The sequence below is a fragment of the Streptomyces sp. H51 genome (assembly GCF_035656535.1).
Lineage (GTDB): Bacteria > Actinomycetota > Actinomycetes > Streptomycetales > Streptomycetaceae > Streptomyces.
Map to the genome: position 1 here is coordinate 209,216 of NZ_JAYMHD010000066.1, position 24,104 is coordinate 233,319.

The following is a 24,104-nucleotide window of genomic DNA, read 5'->3' on the forward strand; positions in this document are numbered from 1 at the left end:
GGACAACGGCGGCGGGCCGGCACGGCCGCGGTCTACGGCCGGGCGAGCAGCGTGCGCACGCCCTCCGAGGTGAGCGTCAGCGGGTGGTCGGAGCCGGCGTCTATGGTCAGTGACAGGTCGTCGGCCGGCCACTGCGAGGCCAGCGCGCCCAGCGGCACCAGGCGGTAGCGGGAGACGAACGGCAGCAAATCGACCATCTCCGGCTCCGAGGTGAACACGGGCACCACGGGGTTGCCGCCCGGCTGCTCCAGCACGGGCAGCGCCACCGCGGACGGATCGGCGACGTCCTCCGGGGTCGCGTCGTCGGGCACGGGAACGAGGACGTCGCTGCTCGCCAGCGTGTCCAGCGCCGCCGTGTCGTCGGTGTTGACGGCCAGTGCGTCCAGCGCCCGCCTGGCCGGAGTGACGTTGCGGTCATGCTCGGGTGTGTCCATGGCAGATCCCCTGTCAGCGATGGTCGTGGGCCCGCCCCGGACGAGATCGCAGCGAAGACCGCCCACCGGGCGCGGTGCTGCTCGCGTACCCGATCCGGACGGGGCCATTCATGTGCGGCACGGGGAACGGCCACCCCACGTGAAACGACCGGACGGCGAGGGTTTAACATATGAGCGCCGTCTAGCTCGAAAGATGAACCTGTGACTGTCAACGACGCCTCGTTCACCAACTGGAAGCACCGCGAGGAGATCGCGGAGTCGATGATCCCGATCATCGGGAAGCTGCACCGCGAGCGGGACGTCAACGTCCTGCTGCACAGCCGCTCCCTGGTGAACAAGTCGGTGGTCAGCATCCTCAAGACCCACCGATTCGCCCGGCAGATCGCCGGCGAGGAGCTCTCGGTCACCGAGACGCTGCCGTTCCTCCAGGCGCTCACCGCGCTCGACCTCGGCCCGTCCCAGATCGACATCGGCATGCTCGCCGCGACCTACCGGACCGACGACCGCGGTCTGAGCGTGGAGCAGTTCACCGCCGAGGCCGTCGCGGGCGCCACGGGCGCCAACAAGATCGAGCGCGGCGAGGGCCGCGACGTCGTCCTCTACGGCTTCGGCCGCATCGGCCGGCTGGTGGCCCGCCTCCTCATCGAGAAGGCCGGCTCCGGCAACGGCCTGCGGCTGCGCGCGATCGTCGTCCGCGGCGGCGGCGAGCAGGACCTCGTCAAGCGCGCCTCGCTGCTGCGCCGCGACTCCATCCACGGCCAGTTCCAGGGCACGATCACCGTCGACGAGGCGAACAGCACGATCTACGCCAACGGCAACGCGATCGAGGTGATCTACGCCAACGATCCGTCCGAGATCGACTACACCGCGTACGGCATCAAGAACGCCATCCTGATCGACAACACCGGCAAGTGGCGCGACCGCGCGGGCCTCTCGCAGCACCTGCGTCCCGGCATCGACAAGGTCGTGCTGACCGCGCCGGGCAAGGGCGACGTCCCGAACATCGTGCACGGCGTCAACCACGACACGATCAAGCCCGACGAGCAGGTCCTGTCCTGCGCGTCCTGCACCACCAACGCGATCGTGCCGCCGCTGAAGGCGATGGACGACGAGTTCGGCGTGCGGCGCGGTCACGTGGAGACCGTCCACTCGTTCACCAACGACCAGAACCTGCTGGACAACTACCACAAGGCCGACCGGCGCGGCCGCTCGGCGCCGCTCAACATGGTCATCACCGAGACCGGAGCCGCGTCCGCCGTCGCCAAGGCGCTGCCCGACCTCAAGGCGCCGATCACCGGCAGCTCGATCCGGGTGCCCGTCCCGGACGTCTCGATCGCGATCCTCAACCTCCAGCTGAAGCGGGAGACGTCGCGCGAGGAGGTCCTGGACTACCTGCGCGACGTGTCGCTGACCTCGCCGCTGAAGCGCCAGATCGACTTCACCACGGCGCCCGACGCGGTCTCCAGCGACTTCATCGGCTCGCGCCACGCCTCGATCGTCGACGCGGGCGCCACCAAGGTCGAGGGCGACAACGCGATCCTCTACCTCTGGTACGACAACGAGTTCGGCTACTCCTGCCAGGTCATCCGCGTCGTCCAGCACGTCTCCGGGGTGGAGTACCCGACGTTCCCGAGCCCGGCGGTCTGACCCGGCCGGACGGAGCGTCCGGTGCGCAAGCCCCGTCACGGGCCGGCACCGGACGCTCCGGCACGGGTTCGGCGCCCGTCGCCGCCGCGTGACATCAGCGGCGTGATCGGGGGTACTCCGGCGGCGGGAGGTCCTTATGTTCGAGGCGTCTGATATCCGTGAGTGGCGGGGCCACGATGTCGTGGACCAGGACGGTCACCGGATCGGCCAGCTGGAGTCGGTCTACGTGGACACGAAAACCGACCAGCCCTTCTTCGCCACCGTCACCGTCGGCCTGCCCACCCGCCGCCGTCTGGTGTTCGTGCCGCTGCCCGGCGCGACGGTCGGCCCGGGGTACCTGAAGGTCAGCCACGGCAAGGACATGGTCAAGAAGGCCCCGTCGATCGACACCGACGGCGAGCTGCCGGCCTCCGAGGAGCCCGAGGTCTTCGCCCACTACGGGATGGCCTACGCGCCGGGCGCCGGCGGCGAGCGGCGCCTCGGCCGCCGCTGAGGCACCCGGCCGACGGAGACGAGATGACCCTCTTCCTCTTCCTGCTTCTGGTGGCCCTCGTCCTGGGCATCATCGGCTTCGCCGCCCAGGGCGTGTTCTACCTGCTGATCATCGGCGCCGTGGTCCTCGGGCTCGATCTCGTCTACGCGGCGGTGCGCTTCCGCCGAGGCGGGAGGAAGCACCGCATCACCCGGTGACGGGGCGGCAGGGCGGGCGGACCGCCCGGCACGCGTGTGAAGCCGCCCACGGCGGCGGGGTTCACCGGCCGCTCCGCTCGTCCGCCTGCCCGGTGTCCGTCCCGCGGTGCGGCAGTCCGAGGGTCTCCCGGAGCCGGGCGGCGAGGCCGGCGACCGTCCGGGGGTCCGTCCCTCCCGCCGCCAGCAGGACGGCGAGCCTGCGCACCGCGTCGCGGAACTCCTCCCCGGCGTACCGCCGGTCCCCGACCACGGAGTCCGGTTCGCCCGGCAGGAGCAGCCCGAGGGCCGTCCCCCACGCCCGGGCGGCGTCCGGGTCCGCAGTCGTGCTCTCGAAGTCCGTGAACGCCGAGCGCCAGATCCGGCGCGACACCGTGGCCGCGACGGCGTCGAGGGCGTCCGGCCACGGGCCGGGACGGGCCAGCAGCAGCCGCACCCGGTCGAGCGGTGCCAGGACGCTGCCCCGCACGCCGCCGCCGAGTTCCGCCTCGACCTCCATTCCGGCGGTCGTCTCGACGCCCGCGTCCCTCAGCTCCTTCAGGCCGACGGTTTCGGCACCGTCGAAGTCCGGCGGGTCAGCGGGCAGGTCGTCCACCGTCACCTGGCCGGCGAACCACCGGCGGCGGACCTCCTCGGAAGCCGGCACCGGGAGCGGAGTGTCGTCGCCTGCGGGTTCGGTGTCCGGCAGCGTGCCCCGGCCGGTCGGCCGCGGTTGCGGGTCCGTCGGGCGCGGTTCCGGGTCCGTCGGGCGCGGTTCCGGGTCCGTCGGGCGCGGGGTGCCGGTCGAGGCCGGCGGCGCGGCGGGGACGCTGGGTCCCAGGGCGTCGGAGGGCCGCAGTCGGCCGGCGCGTGCGGCATGCAGCAGGTGGGCCAGGGAGCCGGCCGTCAAGGACCGGTCCCAGCCCTGCCGGGCGGCGTACTGACCGACGATGTGCCGGAGCCCGCCCCAGGTGAGCAGGCCGGGGTCGGCGCCGCCGACCGCCTGGAACCGCAGCCCTTCGAGGGCGCCGAAACCCTCGATCAGCTCGTGGAACTCCTCCTCCCGGGCCGGATCGGAGTCGATGTGCACACCGTGGGTCTGCCGCAGGGCCCGCACCCAGTGCAGGGCCCGCTCGGTGCGCTGCGGCACCTGGGCGGGCAGTCCGCCCAGGTCGGCGAGTGCGTCGAGGGCGACGGTCCGGGGCTCGGGTCGGAACTCCTCGATGTGGCCCACGGGGTTGTCGGGGTCGTCGTCCAGGACCAGGCGCGGCGGCAGGGCGCCCTCGGCCTCGCTCGGTGAGATCTGCCGGTCCACGGTGAAGACGGTGCGGCGGGTCTCGTTGGCGACGTACTGGGCTGAGGAGGGATGGGCGAGCAGGTCCTGGTCGGCGCGCGTCATGGACATCTCGCAGATCAGCAGCCACACCGGCGCCTCCGCGGACAGCGCCTGCATGCTCCTGCGCCGTGCCAGCATCCGGCCCAGGTGCCGGGGGTGGACCGCCTGGTTGGCGCGGGTGCTGCGGCGGGGCACGGTGGTGCGTCCGCTGTCGCCGTGGCCGACGAAGACGTAGGAGTCGGCCAGGCCCCGCGGCAGGGGCAGCAAGCCGCCCTGCCGCGCGGAATACACGCCGGGCAGCCCTTCCGTCTCGTTGGTGTAGTGCTGGATGGCGGACACCACCCGCAGGGCCTCCTCCCGCATCGCCATGTCGTGGGCGTCGAGGAAAGCCCGCCCGGTCAGTGCCTGCCCGTCGACCGTGACCAGCGGGTACGAGTGGATGTCGGCGTCGGGGAAGACGGTGCCGTTCGCGGCCCTGACGGTGGCCGCCGGGTCGTCCGGGACCAGTCCGGGGTCGGCCGGGATCCAGGTCCCGGCCGGATCGCGTCCGAAGACCGGCGCGGCCAGGACCGGCACCCGGCGGCCGTTCGGGGCCGTTTCGAGTCGCAGGTCGCCGTAGGTGAACCAGACGCGGGTTCCGGTGCGGTCGGCGATCACCCGGGCGAGGGCCTCGTTGCGGCCGTCCTCCTCGCCGATCAGGATCACCACGGGCGCGCCCGGCTGCCGCCCCGGGTCGTGCAGCACCAGTTCGGCGAACTCCTCGTCCGACACCGGTCTTCCGTCCGCCAGCAGCACCCCCTCGTCGTTCCGTTCGGCCACCAGCGCGTAGGGGGCGGGCCCCCAGGGCGCGGTGTGAATGCCCCGGGGATCGGCGACCACGTCCAGGTGCAGGCGGATGCCGGGACGTCCGCTCCAGTTCCTGCCGTGCGGCGCGCCGTCGTCGCCGCTGAGCAGGGACTCCTGCGCGTAGCCCTGCCGGGTCAGCCCGTAGGCGGCGATGGCGTCCAGGCTGCCGGCCCGGCCCCGGCGATGGGCGCTGCTCGCGAGGGAGAGGGCCTCGTAGTGCCGGGCCGCGTCCACCGGCGCGTCCGGCGCCAGGTGCAACAGCATCCGGGTGATGCCGTCGAGGTCCAGGCCGGCGCCGAAGCGGGGGTGCCCGGCGCGCGCCGACTCGATCAGGCGCAGCGAGTTGAACAACCCGTTGCGCAGTTCGGGCGCGAGCGGCTGGGAGCCGAAGGTGGCGTCGACGACCGCCCGCAGTTCCTGAAGGCGTTGCTGGACCGCGCTGTCGGTGGGCGGCGGTGCGGCGGCGGACCGTGCCTGCGGCAGCGGAGTGGAGAACGGCGACGGCAACGGGGCGGGGGTGTGCGGCTGCGGCGCGTGCGTGCCGGTGGTGCCGTCCCACAGGGCGCGGACGGCCACGTAGGAGTCGCTGCCGTCACCCGCGCCGTCCTCGGCGACGTCCCACAGCGCTCGGGCACGGGCGAGCGCCTCGTTCTCCACGTCGGTGGCCTCGACGGGGTTGACGTCCGCGGGACGCGCCCCTCGGGGACGGGCCGGTTCGACACTGCGCGGGTGGCGGGGCGCCGTCAGGGGGCCCTCGCCGTACAGCCGGCGCAGCAGCGGGTACAGGGCGGGCTGGTGGGTGCGCACCCACTCCGGGCCGGCGTTGTTGCGGGGCAGCCCGGTGTAGGGGTCACTGCCGCCGTTGGCCCTCAGATAGACGTTGGTGAGCTGGGCGAAGAACTCGAACTCGTCCCGGCTGCTGTAGTTGGGGGCGCTGCGTCGGCCGTCGGTGTCGTAGCCGTGGAGGGGGCCGTCGGGCCAGTCGCCCGCCTCGCCGGCCCGGGTGGTGGTGCGGAAGGCGTCGGTGATCCGCTGCCGGTCGACGGCGTCCAGACCGTGCAGGTGGAGGGTGTGGGCGAATTCGTGCAGGGTGGTCGAGTAGCCGTCGGGATAGGCGGACATGCCGGTGCCCACGGTGGTGCGCTCGCCGAGCAGGTTCTCCTCGCTGACGGCCGCGGTACGGGTGCCGGCACCGCGGACGTCGTCCCAGGGGCGGCCGTCGCCGGTGACGGCGCCCCGCAGGTGGCGGAAGGCGTCCAGGGAGGTCATGGCCTCGCTCCTGGGCACCACCACGACCCGCGAACCGGCCTTGAGCAGCCGCGCCGCGACGTCGGGGGCCTGCAGCAGCCGGGCGACCTGGGCCCGGGCCCGGGCACCGGCGGTGACCGGCTGCTCGACCCCGTCGGGCACCCGCGTCATCAGGTGCGCCGCGACCGAGGCGAACTCGGCCGCGGGGAGCCCGGCACGCAGGGCGTCCACGAGCACGGGATCGGCGGCCAGCCGCTCACGGTCCGCGGGCGGCAGCAGCGCCAGCGCCGTGCCACGGTCGTCGGAGGACAGGCCCGGCAGCCGCGCGGCGAGCGCCCGGACCGGGTCCGCGGTCACCTCCGGGCGGACCCGCAACCCGTCGGCCAGGGCGGTCAGCTCGCCGCGCAGCTCGGGCAGGTCGGCCTCGGTGACGCGGAGGGCGCGCCAGGTCTCCTCATGGCGGGCGAGGGCGTCGGGGTCCAGGGCCGCGGAGTCGAGCAGTTCGCTGAGCCGTACGGCGAGGGAGTCGGCGGCGCCGGCGGGGCGCGCGGAGCGGTAGGCGTCCTCGCGCGCGAGAACCGGCGTGACCGTGCGGGGGGTTCCGGCGGGGGTGCGGTGCAGCGCCCACAGCAGGTCGAGCAGGTCGCGTCCGCGCAGCTCCGGGTCGGTTCCGGTGGCCAGGGCGAGCGCGGCGTCGGCCAGGGAGTCCGCGGGCGCCGGCACGGTGAGACCGTCGACCGTCACCGTGCCGGAGGCCGGCCCGTCCACCGCCGTGACCGTGATGTCGACGCCGTTCACCGACAGGCCGAGAACACGGCCGCCGCCGGTGACGGGCCGCTCCAGCGCCCCGCGTATCCCGGCGACGGCGGGCAGGCCGGCCGCCGGCAACCGGAACTCCACGGCGCCCAGCGGCCGGGACTGGCCGAACTGCACCCGTCCCCGCGCGGCTCCGGCCAGCACCACCGGGTGGCCGAGGCCGTGCAGCACGGCACCGACCCGGCGCGCGACGTCCAGCTTGCCGGTGTCGTCGCCGGACGGCCTGCCCGTCCTGTCCGCCCCCTCCGCGGGGGCCGGAGCGGGCAGGCCGGGCGGGGTGGCGGCGGGGGCCGAGGGCGGGGGCGCGGGCAGCGGGGGCGGCGCCGGCGGTGCGGGGACGGTCGCGGCGGTCTTCAGCTGCTCGGTCCGCACGACGACGCCCAGTCGGTCGCTGAACAGGGCCGCCACGTTGGTCAGCCAGTCGGCGGCCTCCGCGGCGTCCAGGTCCGGGCGGACCGTCTCGCTCATGTAGCGGCCCGACTTGTCGTTCACCACCCAGGACCGCAGCCTCTCGCTCCAGCGGAACTCGCCGGAGACCCGGCTGCGGCCCGGCAGCGTCCGGCCGGCCCTCTCCACGCCGTCGCCGACGAAACCGGCGGCGATGCCGGTGTGGCCCAGCCCGTCCAACGCCTTGCGCAGCGACTCCGCCGTCAGATCGGGGTCCTTCTGCCGCATCCCCGCGAGCAGCGCGTCGAACTGCTCCGGCGTGACGATCCCGCCGAGGTCCTCCGTGCCCAGGATCACCCGCCCGCCGTCGGTGACCGTGTACAGCCATACCGCGTCCCGGTTGCCGGTGATCAGCAGGTCCGGATCGACCTCGTCCAACGGCACCCACAGCGGGTTCAGCCGTACGTCGCCGTCCTGGTCGCGTTCCTCGTCCTTGATCCGCTTGGGGAGGACCGGGTCGCCGAACCGGTCGCGGGCTCCGGCGTCGCTGCCGTCGTAGTGGTCGACGCCGTTGTAGTAGACCTCCGTCTGCCGCATGGCCTCGTCGGGCCCGGCGACGCTGATCCGCCGGACGCCCGACGGGAACTGCCGCACCACGTCGACCCGCAGGTCGAAGGCGTGGGCGAGAAGGGGCAGGAAAGCCTCCCCGGCCGGCGTCCCCCAGCTCCGCTCCCAGTGGACGACCGCGTCCATCAGCACGGACAGCTCCGTGTCGTCCAGCGGCGCGGTGCTCTGCACGTAGACGGTGCTGAGCAGGCGGTACAGCGCCTCGTCGTCGAGGTCGTCGGGGGTCGGCAGCAGACCCCGCTGCTCCAGGTGCTCGAACATCCGGCGCGGCCCCAGGTCCTCGGCCTCGGCCTCCACGGCCGCCCGGGCGTCCTGCGCGGAGACACCCGGGTGCGCGGGCTCCGACGCCGTCCGGGCGTCCACGTACCACCGCAGCAGATCGGCGGGGTCGGCTGCCTCGGGGACCGGGACGTGCCGGACGCCGTGATGGCCGAGGAGGGCGAGCATCCCGGCCCGGTCCGTCTTCCGGACGTCTGCCGCGAACGCGTCGGCGGCCGTCTGCCGGAACTGGCCGATGATCTGCGGATGCAGCCGCCCCGCGCTGCGCCCCAGGTAGTCCTCCAGATAGGCCCGCATGGCCTGGAGCACGGCCTGCGAGGGGCCGGTCGGGGCCCTGCCGGTCGTGGCGCGGGCCTCGGCCTGACGACGCAGTTCGGCGCGTACGGCGTCGGGGTCCCCGAGCCAGTCGTACGCGGCCCGGTCGGTGCCCGCGAGGCCGCCCAGACGGCTGCGGACGTGCGCCGGGTCGCCGGCCAGGAAGGAGTACAGGAGGCACTCGCCGGTGCCGGGCACCGGCACCCGCCGGCCCCTCGCCCGGCCGCTGTCGTTCTCCGGGCCGGAGCCCTTCTCGCCGTCCCCTCGAGGCGGAACGTCCGACGGCTGCTGGGACTCCGGTCCCACGGGCTCCGGCTGGGGCTGCTCGTCCTTCGGCGAGGACTCCGCACCCTCCGGCAGAGGGGCCGTGCCCTTCGGCGGCAGAGGGTCCGCGTCCTTCGGCGCCGGCACCTCCTCGCCCTGCGGCGGTGTCGGGGCGGCGGCCGGCAGGGCCGGTCGGTAGTGGTGGTCGTCGAGACCCAGCACCACGTGTGCGCCGGAGTGTGCGGGTGGTCCGACGAGTTCCCGCGGGTCGCCCGTCGGGTCCCCGGGAGTGAATTCCTGGAAGGCGCCGTCGCTCCCGACCACCGTGACGCGCACCCCGAAGCTGCGTGCGGCGAGCAGCGGGAGCAGGTCGGACGCGGCGTGGTTCCAGCCGGCCCCGGACTCCGCGTCGCCCGGCCGGAGGAGCTGGGTGACCGCCAGTTCGACCCGTACCTCGGGGGACAGACCGACGGCGTGCGGGATGAGGCCGCCGAGGCCGTCGAACTCACGGCGGGCAGGGGTTCCCGTCCCCAGGTCCAGGCCCGCCGCGGCGATCTCCTCCGCGCTGAAGGCGTCGGTGTGGTCGGGGGCGACGGCGGCCAGCAGGTCCTCGTCGGCGTGGTCGGTGAGCCAGGAGGCCATCCTCCGCCGCAGGCCGGACATCGCCCCTGGATCGTCGAGGTGGATGCCCTGAGCGGCCAGCAGCCCCGGAGCGGCGTGTTCGAGGCCGAGGGCGAGCGCGCGGAAGAACGCGTCCCCGTCCCTCGGCACCTCCTGGAGCGTGTACGTCTCGTTCGTCGGAGACGTCAGGACGGTGCCCGGTCCGGTGCCGGTCCTGGTGTAGCGGGGCGGGGCCGGGGGTTCGGGCTTGGCCGCCCCGGTCGGGGCCCGGTGCGTCACCGCGGGCGGTTCGGCGAGACCGTCCAGCTGCTCACGGCCCTCCGCGGTGGCCGCGAGCCGGTGCCAGCGGGTGAGCTGGTCCGCCCCGGACCGCACCCGGTGGTACTCCGCCGCGGCCTGCTCCGCCGTCTGCCTGAGCGCTTCCAGCTCGGCGCGCCGGGCCTCGAAGGCGTCGCGTGCCGCGTCCCGGCGGGCGGTGGCCTCGTCGAGGGCCCGGCCGGGTGCCCTGGCGGACAGCAGGGCCGCGTCGAGCCGCCGGTCGGCGGCCGCCTTCTCGGTGCGTGCGGTCCCCAGCCGCAGATCGGCCGCCTTCCGCAGTCTCCCGGCAGCCTCTTCCGCGTCGGCCAGACGGGCCAGAGCGGCGTCCTGTTCGTCCCGCAGGACCTCCGCCCAGCCGTCGTGCTCGGGTGCGGCGTACTCGTCCTCGGCGAAGGCGTCGACGTCGGCCCGGGCGGCGGCCACGGCCGCGTCCGCGGCGCGGTGGTCGCGGCGCGCTTCGGTCTCGGCCCGGCGCAGGGCGGTGTCCGCGGCGTCGGCGTCGGCCCGGGCCAGGTCCACCGGGCGCGTGGCCGCGCGGGCGGCCCGAGCGGCCCGGTCGAGGGATGCCTGCGCGGCGTCGAGGTCCGCGCGCAGCCCGCCGGAGGCGCGCCGCTTCTTCCAGTAGGCCTTGTCGGCGTCGACCCACGCCTTGCTCGCGCTCCCGACCGCGTCCCACGCCTTCGAGACGCTCGCGGGGAAGTTCGTGTCGGTGATGATCCGCAGCTCGCGGGCGACGTCCTCGCGGATCCAGGTGACGACGTACGCCTTCGACTCCATCGCCTGCGGACCCGATCGCGCCTTGGCGAAGGTGCCGCCCCGTATGCGGTTCGCGAGCTTCGAGTCCACGACGGAGCGGTGCACGTCGCCGACGCTGAGCCAGGTGGCCGGCACGGCGAACAGGAAGGTCCGGCCCGTCTTGGGCTTGAGGTTGCGCGAGGTCAGGTGGTCGTCCCCGACCGGCATGCCGTCGCCGTCGAGGTCGTTGGGGCCGGGACCGAGGACTCCGATCTGGTTGAGGCCCACGTTGCCGGGAGAGTCGTACAGGAAGGCACCGCCGAGACCCGAGGACTGACCGTGCTCGACGGACGACGACGTGCCGGCGTTCTCCCCGTGCCGTCTGAGCACCTCCAGCTTCTTGCCGTCGGCGACCGTCAGCAGCAGCGCGCGGCTGAAGTCGGGAGCCGAGCGCAGCGTCAGTCGTCCGCTGTCGGTGCCCACGAGGGACTTCTCGGTCAGCCCCGCCACCTGGTAGCCGTCCGGTTCGGTGGTCCGCGGGAAGAACGCCGTGATCGCCATGGTGCTGGTGCCGTCCTCCAGCGCCTGCGCCGAGCCGGTGCCCGGCCGGGTCAGCCCGGTCTCCCTGGTCCGGCGCAGGAGTTCGGTGAGAACGCCGTCGTCGGGCCGGTCCTCGGTCTCCAGGGCCCGGAGGGAGAAGCCGGCGTCGTACGCCCTCGTGAGGACGAGGTCGCCGGCCGTGCGGATGTTCTCGATGCCGATGATCCCGCGGGGGTGCATGCCGTTCTCGGGGAAGGTGAACGTCCGCGGGACGCCGTCCCCGTCCCGGACCCGCATCGCCTCTCCCGCCCCGGAGAGCGGCACCGGCCTGGGCGGACCGGCCAGGGCGGGGTCGGCCGCCGGGTCGGGCGCGGGCAGCGGCCGGCCGGGCCCGGACGTGCCGGTGCCGTCCGCCTCCGTCCGGGACGGCGCCGGCTCCATGAGGCTGAGCGGCACGTGTTCGCGCAGCTCGCCGACGCCGTCCTCCTCGACGATGCGCAGTCGGCCCCGGAACCGGTCGAGGACCGTGGGCTTCCCCTCCTCCGCCGCGGTGCCGGCCCGCGCGCCGGTGTCGGGGGTGTCGTCGGCCTCCAGGGTGATGCGCATCCGGTACGGGGTGACGATCTCCGCATGCGGCTCGGTGGACGCCGCCCGGTAGATGGTGACGGTGGTGACCGTGTGACTCGACGCGGCCGTCTTCCGGTTCGAGCCGCCCTCGCTGTACGTGGGTCCGGCGGCCGCGACCTGCGCGTCGCCGGTGTACACCAGCTGGCTGGTCAGCAGGCCCACGTCCGCCCCGGCGGAGAACTCCGAGGTCTGCTGGGAGGTTTCGACGGCCCGCCGGTTCTCCTCCAGCTCCGCGCTGTGGTCGAGCCCGTCGAACACCGGTGTCCCGGGGATCAGCTCGACGCGCGCCCGCACCCGCCGGCTGCCGATCCGGACGCTGTCCCAGCCCCAGCCTCCGGCCTTGACCAGGGTCGACGGGCCGGTGGTCGTCATCTCCCCCTTCAGCGCCCGGGTGGCGCGGCCGGTCACCAGCTGCCGGATCCGCTCCCGGCTCTGGTCGTCGAGCCCCAGCTCCCGGATCCGCCGGTCGAAGGCGAGCAGCACGTCCGTGGGGTCGAGCGCGTTCACCGCGTACGTACCGAACGCGGCGCCGCGCATCCAGGGCTGCGGGGTCCAGACCTGCCCCGTGTAGCGGGGGACGTCGCCCAGACCGTCGTCGATCAGCCCCATCCGGTGGGCGCTCTTCTCCGGCAGATGCCCCAGCAGACCGCCCGGGCTGGTCAGAGCCGTCCCCGCCGCTCCGGCGAGGGAGCGCGGCACGAGGGGGCCGGCCGCCGCGGCCGCCGCGGTCCGGCCCGTGCCCAGCCGGCTGGACAGCAGCGCGAACCAGTGCTGCACGTCGCCGGCCACCAGCACCTGGTGGGTGAAGCCCTTGCGGTTCATGTCGGCGACGACCGTGCGGACGACGCTGCGGCTGTGCGCGCGGGACGTCGTGAAGGGGTTGGCGACGATTCCGTACCCGCCCATGAGGCCGTGTCCCGGATTCCGGGCCACGGAGTAGACCAGTTGGCCGCCGAAGACGAAGCTGGTGCTGTTGCCGATCCTGCCGGCCGCCTGCCGGGTGCTGCCGAGCGTCATCTCGGTGTCCATGGACATCGGCGGGGTGAGGACGTGCAGGTTCCCGACCGTCGTCGCGTACCGGAAGGTTCCCCACAGCTCGCCGTAGGGCCCCTTGCCCAGCAGGCCGCTGCCCGCCAGGCCGAGCGGCCCCGAGCTCTGGTCGAAGCCGGCCGCCAGGTACTGGGGGGTGAAGGTGCGGACGATCGCGTCCCGGGTGGGGGCGCCCTCCTTCACCAGTTGCCAGGCACTGCCCGACGCCGTCCGCAGGACCCGGTCCACCTCCGCGATCAGTGTGGGTGACAGCACCATGTTCACGATGACGAACGGGTGCTGCCGGAACTCCTTGAACCGCTGTGTCCCGCGGTCGGCGAGCCGTCCGGCCGGCTGGCTCGCGTCGGGGCCCGCGGGCAGCACGAGGTCGCCCTTCGCCAGTGCGAGGGCCCGTTCGGTGGTCATGGACGTGGGGGCGGGCTCGTCGGACAGATAGGGGTTGAGCGCGCCGTCCGCGTACGGGTCCGCGTCGGGGGTGTGCTGGACGGGGACACCGATGAGCACCTGCCCGGTCATCGGGCCGCCGCCCCGCAGGTGGCCCAGCGCGGTCCGGCCGAAGAGCACGTTCACCGGCTCGTCCAGGACCAGCAGTCCCGGCAGGCCGAGGCCGAGCCCGCGGACCAGGCCGCGCGGCCGCCAGTAGCCGCTCATGGTCGCGGTGAGGGACAGGTCGTAGCGGTACAGGTGAGTGGGCTGGTTGGTCACCGACATCGGCTCGTTGGTGACCGTCGAGCCGAAGGTGGTCTCCGCCTCCCGACTCCACCCCTGGCGCGCGCCCAGGGTCAGCCCGAGCGTGTTCCGGCGCAGACCCGCGAGGTCGTCGACGTTGTTGTCGCGGCCCGAGAGCGTGCCCTCGAAGCCCAGGTCCAGGCCTCGTCTGGCGCTCGTCTGGCCGTCGATCCGGTCGTTGCCCTGGGCGCTGAAGCGCATTCCCTCACTGACGTCCTTGCCCTCGTACCGCCGCCCGGTCAGCGTCCCGTGCGCCCGTACGGTGTAGTAGGTCTGCCCGACGGAGTCGGGGTCGGTGAGTCTGATCGGCAGGCCGATCGTGGTCAGCGCCTCCAGGTTCGCGGTGACGTTCTGCTGGGACAGCACACCGAGGACCTGAAGGGTGTTCTGGAGCGCGATCCGGTACTTGACGGGATCGGTCCACCGGGGCGGCACGGGCAGGCTCCGGGCCGCCTGGAGCGCCTGGTCGGGCTCGCGCTCGAGCAGGTCGCCCAGGCGGGCGCGCCAGCCCTTCGGCAGGTTCGGCGGCAGCAGTTGGTCGAGGGGCACCACCAGTCCTCGGTTCAGGTGCGAGATGGCGTCCACCACGCCGTCGGCGAACGCGTCCAGCAGGGTCCGGCCGACGCCGTCCGCCGAGTCCGGGGTGACCCGGGTGCGCAGGCCGTCGTCGAAGGTGAACTCCTTCACCCGGTGCATGCCCAGGGTGCGCGGTCGGTCCACGGTCAGATAGGCCGGCACGAACGGCGGGGCGGCTCCGTTGCGCAGGGCGAGTGCGGTCCCGTCGTCCCATCCGGCCAGCCGCCGCGCCTCGGAGCTGGTCATCCGGTCCAGGCTCCAGGTGAGGAAGCGCGTCGGCGGCGCGTTGTCACCGGCCCGTCGCACCCGCACCGACTTCACGACCAGGTAGAGCGCGGTCTTGGGGCCCTTCACCTGCCCGGCCGACTTCAGGGTGCCGGCCGCGCCGAGTCCGACCGTCCAGCTCTTCGCGTACGTGTACTGGGCGGTCGGCCCGAACTGGAGCCGCAGGTCGAAGGGGGCCGCGCCGGGGTCGGAGAAGTTGAAGGCGGGTCCGGCGACGGCCTGCAGCAGCAGGCTCCTGCCCTGGGACCGGCTCCGCTCGCTGCGGACCGTCGAGGTGTTGATGTCCCGCATCTCGGCCTGGTCGGTCTCGCCGACCAGCACCGCCGCCTGCGGAATCAGTTCCTCCACCACGAAGACGCCCAGCGGTGACTTCTTCCTGTCGTCGGCGAACAGCGGCGGGGTGGTGATGCGGCCGCGCGCCATCGTGCCGCCGTGCCGCTGGAAGCTGTCACCGGAGAAGAAGGTGTCCAGCTCGGTGTAGGCCGAGCTGCCGGGGAGGGCTCCGATCTGTCCGGCCGCCCAGTCGCGGATCGCCGCGACGGGGCCGAACCCCTCGATACGGACGAAGCGGTACTGGGAGTTGCGGTCCAGGGTGATCGACCGGGGGATCCGGCCCGGCTTCGGGATCTTCGTGACGCTGTCGGGCAGGCGGACCAGGAGGCCCTTGCGGATGCCGAAGGCGAACCGGGCGGGCGCGGCCGGGTCGGTGACGGTGCCGGTCGCGGTGCCGGTCACGACCCGGCCGGCGGTGTCGGTGACACGTATGTCGTAGTGGATGTCGTCCAGGTACGACCGGGACTTGTCCAGCGTGCGGGTCTCCATCTGGTTCATGCGCTGGTCGGTCAGGGTGTAGCCGACCTTGTCGATGAAGCCGAACCGCACGGCGATACGGCCGAAGCCGCCGAACGCCGCGGTGCTCGCCGGGCCGATCGGTCCGCCGAGGCCGTACTGGGAGTTGGCCTGCATGTTCTTGGTCAGCCCGAAGGTCGCGGCCGCCCGGTGCATGCTGTCGATCTTCGTCGAGTCGCCGATGCCGTCGTCGAACGGCACCCAGTTGCCGTGGTGACGCGCCCTGACCCACAGGACGCGGGCCTTTCCGTCCGCGTTGGCGTACGGGAACGGGCGCCCCTCGCCGTCCGCCAGTGTCTTCGGCTTGTCCCGGAGCGTCCGCCGGATGGCGTCCAGCAGTTGTGCGTCGTCGGCGGGCCGGGCTTCCGGCCGGCTCTCCAGTTCCCGGCCGATGGCGTCCAGGGCCTGTTCGACGCCGCGCAGGACGACCCTGCTCTGACCGAACGTGCTCGGACTGGCGAGGAGTTGTCCGAGCTCGGCGGCGGTGAGGTGGGACGGCAGCAGCGACCGGAGGTCGTCGACGTACGGGGGCATCTGCCGGCCGTCCGCGAACCGGGCAGGGGTGCGGCGTCCCCGTGCGGGCGGCGCCATGGCGGGGTCGAGCCGGGGACGGTCCGGCGAGGGCGGATCCGCCTCGGAGGGCTTCGGAACGGGGCTCACCGTCAGGTCCGGCTCCCCGGACGAGGTGCCGGCCGCGAGCGTGGTGACCGGTGCGTTCGCCGAGGGCTGGGGGCCCGGCCGGACGACCGACCAGTCGTGGGCCCACTGACGCCCACCGTCCGCGAGGGGGAGCAGGGACAGGACGTACGGCCTCGACGGGTCGTTCTGCGGGAGCAGGCCGACCGCACCCGGTGAGGTCCACACGCCGCGGCCGGTCCCGGTGCTGAGGACGCTCGCGCTCCGCGGTGCCGGCTGCGCCACGGGCGTCGTGGGCGGGGTGGCGAGGACGATGTCGGCGGTCCGCGGGCGTCCGTTCAGCCCCGGGTCCCGCGCCAGCAGCTCGGCGACCTCCTCGTACGGCACCCGGACACGGAGTCCACCGGGCAGGTCCATGGTCAGATGGTCCGGACCGGTCGCGCTCCACACCAGGTACGGCGTGGGCCTGGTGGTGTCGGCGGTCCACGGCATCCTCGCGTTGCGCATGGGGCGGTGGCCGCCGTCCGGGGTCGCCGCCATGACGACGGCTCTGTCGACGTCCACCGTCATGCCGGACGCGCCCTGCGCCCAATGGCGGCCGGCCGGTACCCCGTTGTCGTCGAACAGCATGGTGTCCGGGGAGAGGGCTCCGAGCAGCTCCAGGTGGAACGCGGCCAGTTCGGTCGGGTTGTCCAGGTCCACACCGGCCGCCGCCGCCCCCCTCACCAGATCGAGGAGATCGGGCAGCCTGGCCGGGTCGGGCCGGTCCAGGTGCAGCAGTCGGGCGGTGAGGGCGTCCGGGTCGGGGGTCCTGCTCTCCCACTCCAGGGTCTTCACGGTCGCCCAGAGCAGCCGGGCCCGCTCGGGCGCCCCGATGACCGTCAGGACCGGGTCCAGATCCAGGAGCTGGGCGGCCTCGTCGTCGAGTTCCTGGTCCGTGAGACCGGCCAGCCCCTCGGCCACGTTGGTCACGTGCGGCAGGGTCACGAAGTCGGTGAGCACGGCGCCCGGATCCAGGCGCACCGCGTCCGCGGCCCTGGCCAGCAGGTCCCGGTAGGCGTCGGGTCCCGGCTCGCCGTCCACGTCGGCGTGCTGCGTCGCGCGGATCTCGCGGGCCGCGCGCTCGAACAGGTCCAGGCTGAACGGCACGTTGTCGCGGAGAACCGGATCGGCGTGCCGCATGATCTCCAACGCGCCGATGGCTTCCAGGAGTTCGCCGTAGCGGCTGTCGTCCTCGACGGCCACCCCGAACGTCAGACGCAGCGCGCGCACCAGCCGCAGCGTCCGCTCGCGGACGGCCTGCGCGGCCGGTCCCACCGGATCGGTGTGCAGGCCCGCCGCGCGGGCGCGGTCGTCGAGCAGGGCGCCGGTGGGTTCCGGCCGGTGCTCCACCCACGCGCCGCGCCGCCCCCGCGCGTCCGTTCTCATGTGGTGGACGACCTTGCCGTCCCGCCGGGCGAAGCCGAGCACGTGGGTGCCGCCGTACACGGTGCGCCCGGTCTCGTTGGCGACGTGCTGGCTCTCGCTGACGGCGCCCAGCGGGTCGGGGACGAACAGGTCGTGAACGCCCCGGCGTGTGCGGAGCAGGCCCGGCGGTGCCGCGCTGAAGCACGCCTCCATCACGACGGCGTGGTCCTCGGGGAGCCGTGCCAGGCTCGGGCGCCGCTTGAGCATCCCGCCGGTCCGCTCCTGCCGGGAGCGGTGGTCGGGGTTCGACCGGGTCGGCAGATGGGTCTCGCCCGGCAGGCCGTGCGCGGCGAAGACGTACACGGGTCTGCCGGCGAACGGTACGGGCTGGTCGTCCTTGGTCCACTCCCCGGAGAGCGGGTTGTGGTGGTAGAGGTCCGTCGCCGTCGTCGCGTGCCGGATGTCCTCGAGCACCCGCACGTGCTCGGTGTCCCGGAAGACGCCGCGGCCGATCGGTCCCCGGTCCGTGACGATGGTGTGGGACAGCGTCTCCTGTTCCCAGAACGGGGTGTTCGCGGATTCCGCGGGCCCGAGCACCTGTCCGGGGGTGCTGCGGATCCAGGCGGCCCGCAGGCTGCCCCGGCCGCCGCGCAGGGTCGCCACGTGCGGGAGGGACGGATCCTGTCGGGCGGTCAGGTCCACGCCGCCGTCGGCCGACCACACGTCCCTGCCGACCCGGTCCGCGGCCCGGCGCGGCAGCTCCAGACCGCGGGCGCCGGCGCCGGGGACGAGCAGCACCACGGGAACGTCCGCGGGGAGCCCTGCCAGTTCCGGGTCGAGAGCGAGCAGTTCGGCGAACACGTCGGGCGGTACCTCGCGCGGGGCGCCGTCGAAGCCGCGTACGACGACGTGTTCGTGGTTGCCGTCCGCCCTCACGACGTACGGTTCCGGCTCACCGGGGCGGTGCCAGGGCGCGGTGCGCACATCGGCGCTGCCCAGGCCGCCGTCGGACCGGAGTTCCGTCCTCCCGGTGTGCGTCAGGTCCAGGCCGGGGGTGTGGCCGGTGGTCCAGTCGCGGCCCCGGACACGGCCGTCCGGGGTGGTCATGGTGTGGGTGGGTGACAGCACGCCCTGGCGCTGGAGGTGCAGCGCGGCGAGAGTGGCCAGGCTGCCCGCCGACCGCGCCGCCGGTGCCGTGACCAGCCCCAGCAGCCTGCCGCGGTGCGCGTCGGTCACCGGACCGGCGTGGTCCAGGAGCAGTACCCGGCGGGCCACGGCGTCGAGGTCGAGCGGGCCGTACCCCCGCAGCGGGTCGTACCCCAGCAGCGGGTCGTGCCCCAGCAGCGGGTCGGTCCGGCGGAGCCGGTCCAGGCGCGCGAGCCCGTCCCGGAGGACGGGGTACAGGGGGTCCGACAGGATGCCGGGGCCGTAGAGGTCCGCCAGCAGTTCCCGGTACCGGGTCTCCTCGGCGGCCGTTCCCCGGCCGGTCTCGGCGGGGTCCCCGAACAGGTCCTCGTCGAGGCGGTCCGGCAGCGGCACGTCCGTGCTCCCGGCCGTCCCCGAGTCGCGCCGGCCGTCGTCCCCGTCCCGGTCCGCGAACGTGACGTCGTCCCCGTCCCGGTCCGCGAACGTGACGTCGTCCGCTCCGGTTCCGCCGGCCGGGACGCGGGTGGTGCCCGGCACGGTGGGGTCGCCGGGCCGGACGGCCGACCAGTCGGCGGCCGCCGGACGGCCCGGCGCGGTGGGCAGCAGGGTGGGAACGTACGGCCGGGACGGCCCGGTACCGGCCAGCGCCACACCGCCCTGCGAGGCCCACACGGCCCGCCCGGTGCCGGCGCTGATGACGGCTCGGGGATCGGCGGCCGGGGCGGGGCCGGTGGACGGGCCGGCGGCCGGGGTGGGGCCGGTGGACGGTCCGGTCGACGGGCCGGTGGACGGGCCCGCGGCTGGGGCCGCCTTCGAGACCGCCAGGACGATGTCCGTGCCGTCCGTCGGGAGGGCGTTGAGCACCGGGTCGCGCGCCAGCAGCTCGGCGACCTCCTGGTACGGCACCCGGGCGCGGAATCCCCCGGGCAGGTCCATGAGCAGGTGGTCCCGGCCGCCTCCGGCCCACACCGTGTAGGCGGAGGGGCCGCCCGGCGTGCTCCACGGCGGTCGTTCCTGGCTCACCGGCCGGTAGCCGCCGCCCGGCTTCGGGGCGGCGACGACGACGCGGTCGGTCAGCATCGTCGCGCTCGGCGGGGCCTGCGCCCAGCGGCGGCCGACCGGCGCGCCGTCCGCGTCGCGGAGCTGGGTCTCGGGCGAGAGGGCTCCGAGGACTTCCAGATGGAAGGCGGCGAGTTCGGTCGGGTCGTCCACGTCGACGCCGACGGCCGCCGCCCGGGCGACCAGGTCGAGCAGGTCGGGGCGCCGGGACGGGTCGGGCCGTTCCAGATGCAGGATCCGGCCGGTGAGGGCGTCCGGGTCGGGGGTCCTGCTCTCCCACTCCAGGGCCTTCACCGTCGCCCAGAACAGCCGGGCCCGGTCGAGGTCCCCGACGGCCGCCGGGCCGCCGTCGAGCCGCAGGACGCGAGCGGCCTCGGCGTCCAGGTCCTGCTCCGGGAGGCCGCCCAGCCGCCGCGCGGCGGCGGTGACCCGGGGCAGCGCGACGAAGTCGGAGAGCACGGTGTCCGGTTGCCCGCGTACGGCGTCGACGGCCCGGGTGAGCAGGTCGCAGTAGGCGTCGGTGCCCGCACCGCCCCGCTGATTCGCGTGGGCGGCACGTTCGAACAGGTCCATGGAGAACGGGCCGAGGTCGCGCAGGACCGGGTCGGCCGCCCGCATGGTCTCCAGCGCGCCGATACCGGCGAGGAGGTCGCCGTACCGGCTGTCGTCCTCGATCGCCGCGCCGAAGGCCTGCCGCAGCGCCCGGACCAGCCGCAGCGTCCGTTCCCGGGTCTCGCCGGACGCCGGCCGCGCCGGATCGGTGTGCAGGCCCGCCGCGCGGGCGCGGTCGTCGAGCAGGGCGCCGGTGGGTTCCGGCCGGTGCTCCACCCACGCGCCGCGCCGCCCCCGCGAGTCCGTGTAGAGGCGGTGGACGAACTTCCCGTCCGGCAGCGTCGCGAAGCTGACCATGTGGGTGCCGCCGTACGCCGTGCGGCCGGTCTCGTTGGCGACGTGCTGGCTCTCGCTGACGACCGCCAGCGGGTCGGGGACGAAGGTGTCGTCGATGCCCCGGCGGGTACGGACCACCCCCGGCGGCTTCGCGCTCGAGCACGCCTCCATCAGCACGGCGTGGTCCTGGGGGAGCCGCGCCAGGCTCGGACGCCGCTTGAGCATCCCTCCGGTCTCCCGCTGCCGGGTGTGGTGCCGCGGGTCCGTCGTGGTCGGGACCCGGGTCGCGCCGGGCCGGGCGTGGGCGCCGAAGACGTACACGGGCTTGCCGGCGAACGGAACGGGCTCGTCGTCCTTGACCGACTCCCCCGTGGCCGGGTCGTAGTGCCACAGCTCCGACGACTCCGTCGCGAGCCGCAGCGCCGCGATCCGGCGCGGGGCCTCGGATTCCTCGAACACTCCTCTGCCGATGGTGGTGCCCCGGTCGGTGACGACGCTGTGCGAACGCACGTCGCGCTCCCAGTCCGGCGCGTTCTCGCGCTCCGCCGGGTCGAGCACCTGGCCGGGGGTGCTGCGGATCCAGTCGGCGCGCGGCAGCCCCTCCCCGTACAGCAGGGAGACGACGTACGGCTGTGACGGGTCCCGCTGCGGGGAGACCTGCACGGTGCCGTCGGCCGACCAGACCTCCCTGCCGACCCGGTCCGCCGCCTGGCGCGGGAGATCCAGGCCGCGGGCGCCTGCGTCGGGGACGAGCAGCACCACGGGGGTGTCCGGGGGCAGCCCGGCCAGCCGGGGGTCGCGGGCCAGCAGTTCGGCGAACACGTCGAGGGGCACCCGGCGCGGGGCGCCGTCGAAGCCGCGTACGACGATCCGCTCGTGGTCGCCCTCCGCCATCACGACGTACGGCTTCGGGCCACCGGGCCGGTGCCAGGGCGCGGGCCGGACATCGCCGCGGCCCAGGGTGCCGTCGGGCCGCCGGGCGACCTTGCCCACCTCGGTGAGGTCGAGGCCGGGGATCCCGGCGTTCGTCCAGTTGCGGCCCCGGACAACGCCGTCGTCGGCGGTCAGCGTGCGGGTCGGGGACAGGACGCCACGGAGTTCCAGGTGGAAGGCGGCCAGGGCGGCCAGGCTGCCCGCCGACTCCACCGCCGGGTCCATCACCACCCGGAACAGCTCGCCGCGCTGCGCCTCGGTCACCGCGGCGGCGGGATCCAGCAGCAGCACCCGGCGGGTCAGGTCGTCCAGGTCGAACGGGGTGTTCCGTAGCCCGGGATCGGCCTGCCGGAGCTGGTCGAGGTGCGTCAGGGCGTCGCGGAGGGCCGGGTGGAGGGGGTTCGCCGCGATTCCGGGACCGAACACGTCCGTCAGCACCCGGTCGTACAGCGCCCCGGGGGCCGGGTCCGGCTCGACGTCCGGCCCGGGCCGGGGCTCGGGCTCCGGGGCGTCCTGACCGTCCTCCCAGTCCATGATCATGTCGACCGAGTCGGGGGAACCCGGCTCGGAGGAGTCCCCGGTCGGGATGTCGGCCGGTGCCCGGGAGCTGAGCGGCGTCTCGTCGACCGCGACGGGCCGGGTGTGCGGCGCCTCCCCGGAGACGGCCGGGGCCGGCTCCGCCGCGCTGTCGCCGGCGAACGGCGCGTCCTCGGACTCGGTCCGCACGGGCCGGTAGGGCGGCGGGACGTCCGGGTTCGTCCGGGTCTCGGTCTTCGGCGCCGTGGAGGACGGCTGGGGCTGCCCGGACGCCCCGGGCTCCGGGGTACCGCGGTCGACCGGGTCGCCCTGGTCGACCGGGCCCGAGTCCGACGGCTCCGCGGTGACCGCCGGGTCTCCGGACTGCGTGGTCTGGGACCGCTGCTGCGGGACGGCGTTCGACGAGGGCTGCCCCGGGGAGGTGGTGGTCGGCGTGGCGGGTGCGGTGTGGACCGCCGGGGGCGCCTGGGGGATCGGCTGTCGCTGCTGCCCGTCGTCGGTGAGCCGGGTCGTGGCGTCGTCCTCCGTCGACCGCTGTCGTTCGTCCGTGTCCGGTGTGAAGCCGCTGCCGGACGTCCGGCTCGGGAGCGGGCCCGGGGCGGCGGAGCCGACGGTGGCGGTCCTGTTCACCGGCGGGGCACCGTCCGCGCCGGCGGACCACTCCGTCCCCGGGTTCCCGGTCACCGACGGTTCGAGGGTGGAGAAGACGGTGTCGGTGTCCGGGTCGTCCACGAGGGAGTCCCGGTAGGGATCCTGGTACGCGTCCGGCGCGGGAGTGGGGTACGACGACCTGCCCGCGCCCGTCGCCCCCGCGAGTCCGTACGCGTCGGCATGGCCGCCGACGCCGCCGACACCGGTGTCCGTGTACGGGTCGTCGTAGGTGTTCCGGTACGTGCTCCCGTCGCCGTACTCGCCGTACCGGCTCCCGTACTCGTACCGGCCGGTGCTTCCGCTGCCGTTCCCGTGCCGGGCTCCACCGCCGGGCAGGTGGTTGACGCCGTCGGGGCCGAAGTGGGGTTTCTGGAAGAGCTTCTTGCTCAGCCATGTCCCGCCGAGTTCCACGCCGCTCGACGCCGTTTCGAAGAGGATGCCGCTGACTCCGGCGCTGACGAACGTACCGGGGTTCAGTGTGAACGTCCCCAGGAAGAACAGGCCGGTGAAAGCCTCCGCGAAGGTCTCCGCCTGGCCCTCGTTGAGGAAGGTGAGCGGAAGGTCGAACGCCTCCTTCCACGTGTGGTTCTTCTTGAAGAGGTTGCGGACGATCGGGCTGCTGACCCCGGAGAACAGGCCGCCGAACAGCCCCGCCAGGGCGCCGGCGACCGCCGACCGGCCGATGTCCGCCCAGTCGAACTTCTTGCGCCGCCGGTCCGGGTCGTCCGGCGCGGTCATGGAGATGAGCTGCGCGGCGAACGAGACGAACGCCTCCTCGATCGCCTCCAGCAGCACCGACAGCGGTGTGGGGATGGCGCGTCCCAGCCGCTGCAGGATCAGCAGGATGGCGAGCGCGCTGCGGGCCTTCTGGATGGCGATCTCGGTGAGCGACGTACCGCCGGTGAAGACGGCCAGCGCGGCGATCAGGGCCAGTTCGATGTTCATCAGGATGAACTCGAGGAGGATCTGGTACTTCGCCTCGGACAGCTTGATCGAGCGGTCCACCTGCTGGGCGCCGATCTTCCGGAGCTCGTCGGAGAACTTCTGCAGGTGGTTCTGGCCGTTGTCGTCGACGAAGGTCCTCATCGCGGCGACGAACTCGTCGGCGATCCGCGGCGGGAGCGAGTTCCCGGCGGTGGAGATCGCCCCCTTCATCGCGTCGGACAGGTCCTGGACGTCGTCCGCCAGCCGCTTGTAGGGGTTACGGCTGGCGAAGCCCAGGTCCTCGTTGCCGGTGGCGACGTTCGCGCCCACCCAGACCTCGATGAACTCCCGCAGGCCGGGCGGGAACATGATGGCCATTCAGCGCCTGTTCCCGCTCTCCGAGCCCTGGGACTCGATGTCGTCCACCGCCTGCTTCTGCGGCCGCTGCACGTGGTCGGCCTCCGCGGCGACCGCGTCGACGAGCGCCATGAACCCACCGGTGATGGCCAGCACCGTGCTCGCCACCTGCCGGCGTTCCTGCCGGACCTGATCGCCGACCGCGTCGGCGAAGTCGTCGTCGCCGCCCTCCTGGCCCCACCAGCCCGTGTACGCGTCGCAGCCGGTCTCGAAGCGGGGCAGCATCTCGTCGCCGTAGCGGACGGCGTCGGCGAGGTACCTGGAGCCCTGCAGAATCGCCTGGATGTCGGCGGAATACCGGCCGGCCACGG

6 protein-coding genes are annotated in these 24,104 nt (G+C 74.1%); 3 read left to right on the forward strand and 3 right to left on the reverse strand.

Annotated elements, in window-relative coordinates; all coding sequences use genetic code 11:
• Positions 1-32 precede the first annotated feature (32 nt).
• Positions 33-434 carry an SseB family protein gene (locus VKA29_RS22980; protein ID WP_324787830.1) on the reverse strand — a complete coding sequence of 134 codons (402 nt, stop codon included), beginning with the start codon at positions 432-434 and terminating at the stop codon, positions 33-35.
• Between the two features lie 201 nt (positions 435-635).
• On the opposite strand from VKA29_RS22980, the gene VKA29_RS22985 reads away from it, so the two are divergent.
• From VKA29_RS22985 to VKA29_RS22995, 3 genes are all read left to right on the forward strand, one after another.
• Positions 636-2,081 (forward strand): glyceraldehyde-3-phosphate dehydrogenase, encoded by a 1,446-nt coding sequence (locus VKA29_RS22985; protein WP_324787831.1) that lies wholly within the window; start codon positions 636-638, stop codon positions 2,079-2,081.
• Between the two features lie 136 nt (positions 2,082-2,217).
• Positions 2,218-2,574: a PRC-barrel domain-containing protein gene (locus tag VKA29_RS22990; protein ID WP_324787832.1), complete on the forward strand. Its 357-nt coding sequence runs from the start codon at positions 2,218-2,220 to the stop codon at positions 2,572-2,574.
• A 23-nt stretch (positions 2,575-2,597) separates the two neighbouring features.
• The gene (locus VKA29_RS22995; protein WP_324787833.1) at positions 2,598-2,771 is read left to right on the forward strand and encodes a hypothetical protein; all 174 of its coding nucleotides are present in this window, start codon (positions 2,598-2,600) and stop codon (positions 2,769-2,771) included.
• Between the two features lie 61 nt (positions 2,772-2,832).
• Here VKA29_RS22995 and VKA29_RS23000 read toward each other — a convergent pair whose 3' ends face one another.
• Both VKA29_RS23000 and VKA29_RS23005 read right to left on the reverse strand, forming a co-directional pair.
• Entirely contained in the window at positions 2,833-23,754 is a 20,922-nt protein-coding gene (locus VKA29_RS23000; protein WP_324787834.1) for a lonely Cys domain-containing protein, read from the reverse strand.
• Positions 23,755-24,102 (reverse strand): hypothetical protein, encoded by a 348-nt coding sequence (locus VKA29_RS23005; protein ID WP_324787835.1) that lies wholly within the window; start codon positions 24,100-24,102, stop codon positions 23,755-23,757.
• Positions 24,103-24,104 lie beyond the last annotated feature (2 nt).